1 protein-coding gene and 1 pseudogene are annotated in these 2,274 nt (G+C 36.4%); one reads left to right on the forward strand and one right to left on the reverse strand.

Going from position 1 to position 2,274, the window contains the following annotated elements; genetic code table 11:
- A pseudogene (locus V7659_RS13220) lies at positions 1–450 on the reverse strand (hypothetical protein); the annotation flags it as partial.
- Positions 451–702: 252 nt separating this feature from the next.
- Here V7659_RS13220 and V7659_RS13225 point away from each other — a divergent pair.
- Entirely contained in the window at positions 703–2,043 is a 1,341-nt protein-coding gene (locus tag V7659_RS13225; RefSeq protein ID WP_335540380.1) for an NAD(P)/FAD-dependent oxidoreductase, read from the forward strand.
- The last annotated feature ends 231 nt before the right edge of the window (positions 2,044–2,274 follow it).

Consider the following 2,274-nt stretch of genomic DNA (forward strand, 5'->3'; position numbering starts at 1 on the left):
AATAAATAATCCTAATAAAATCGAAGCACCAATTTTTGTAGAAATATGATGTGGAATCAATAAGAACCCGATCGTCACCCATGTTAATACTGTAACGACCGTACTACTAATATGGAACTCAGGAGCAAAAAGAGTTCCATTCACCATTTGTATCATCAGCGCAACAGCCGTTCCGTACTTTAACAAATATCTAGAATACTTTCTTAAACTGGAGAGACGATCTTCCATTTTTTTCACGGGTCCCCATTCGGCCATTTTTGGAATGATTAATGTTAATGAGGCTAATACAACAGCTGCCACAAGAGTTAAGAGTAAAAACATCGGTGATAATATATTTTCAATAGACTCCTTATGTGGCACCACATTTGTGAACCACTTCACATGAGCTTGTGCAAAAATTGGTGTCATAATAAGCCCTAATGTTAATAGTATCTGAAATACCTTTTTCATCTGTAATCCCCCTAGTAAATATAAACAACATGAATATAGTGATAATATACAACACTCTTCCCTCCTCTAACCATCTTAATATTGAACAATTTGTGAAATATATCACAAATATTGTATTCAATAATATTTTTCATGTGAATAGGAATGCTAAGTCACTGTCCATTAACACTATTTAATTCATAGCAATACAATCTATTAGAGTTGTATGCTATCATATTGAAGTAAAATTATTAATAGGAGGCGTTTCACCCCTTGTCCCGATTTGAAAGAGCAATAATTATTGGTGGAGGCATCTCAGGGAAATTAGCAGCACGTGTTGTGTCTGATTTTTTTAAAGAGGTAATGATTATCGAACGTGATTACGAACCTCAAGGCCCAATACCAAGAAAAGGTGCCCCACAAGGTGAACATTTACATGCGCTCCTCCAAGCTGGTGAGCATGGTCTCGAGGCGTTGTTTCCAGGTATAACAAAGAAATTCCACTCAAGTGGCGCAGTAAAAATAAACTCTACACAGGATCTTGCATGGTTCCATCATGGTGTCTGGAAATTACGTTTTAATGGAGGATCCACGACAACTCTGCAAACGCGCCCACATTTAGAGTGGCATATTGACCAATACATAAAAGCTATACCGAACGTAACATTTCTATATAATCACACGGTTCAAAACTATGTTTATAATGAGGTAAAGAATCAAATAACAGGAGTCGATGTTATCGATAGCAGTGGCGGTGAAAAAAATCTAACAGCGAACCTTGTTATAGATGCAAGTGGAGTGAACAGTCTTTCTAGTAGTTGGCTAAACAAACGTGGTGTTTCTATCCCTGAACAAAAGGTGAAAATTGGGTTAAGTTACATTAGTAAATCTTTTTACCTGCCCGAGAACGATGAAAGGGATTGGAAAATTAAAATCGTTTATCCTAACCCGCCACATGAAAAAATAGGTGGGACCATCTCAAAGGTAGAGGGAAATCGTTATATTGTCACACTCAATGGCTATCATAATGAAGTAAATGAAAAAGATGTAGTAAAAAATAATAACGACTTTATGGAGTTAACAAAAAAATTACCTAAATTAGATATCTACCGTGAATTAAAGGATGCGGTCCCCCTATCCAGCACATCAATCTATCGTGTTCCCCATATCGTTTGGAGACGCTTTGATAAAGTAAAGAGCCTGCCAGATGGACTTTTATTAATAGGTGATACGGTTTGCAGAATTGATCCCGTTTTTGGTCAAGGCATGAGTATTGCTGTATTAGAGGCACTAAAGCTAAAAGAACTCCTTCAGAATGAAAGCCATGAATTACAAAAAGTCACTACTCACTTTCATAAACAAGAAGCAAAAATCATCGCCCCTATTTGGAATATGGTGATTACAGAAGATTTTCGCTATCCCGAGACCATTGGAAAAAAACCTGCAGGTCTTTCCATTCAGCAATGGTATGCCAAAAAGATTTTCCTCTTATCATCGGAAAATCAAGAAATATATAATTCGTTCATCAAAGTCATGAACCTAGTTCGTCCGATGACCATACTAATGAGCCCTCGAATTATCAAACAGGTATTGAAAAAGACCTTATCAAAATGATTTTTTTATGGGCCATCATCCCTTAAATAGGGTGTCAGGCACCAGTAGTTAATATTAGCAGGTGCATTTAAATTAGTTAGGACCTGGTTCTATATGAAAGAACCAGGTCCCCTTTATCCTTCTAATTAGCTACTCTTCATAATATCCATTTTATTTAACAATGGAGTTTCATTTAAGGCCCGCAATTTTTTAATATCTACTCTTATCAAAAGTGAAATCGCTAATGCAATG

Source organism: Neobacillus drentensis, from assembly GCF_036966985.1.
GTDB classification, from domain to species: Bacteria; Bacillota; Bacilli; order Bacillales; family Cytobacillaceae; genus Neobacillus; species Neobacillus drentensis_E.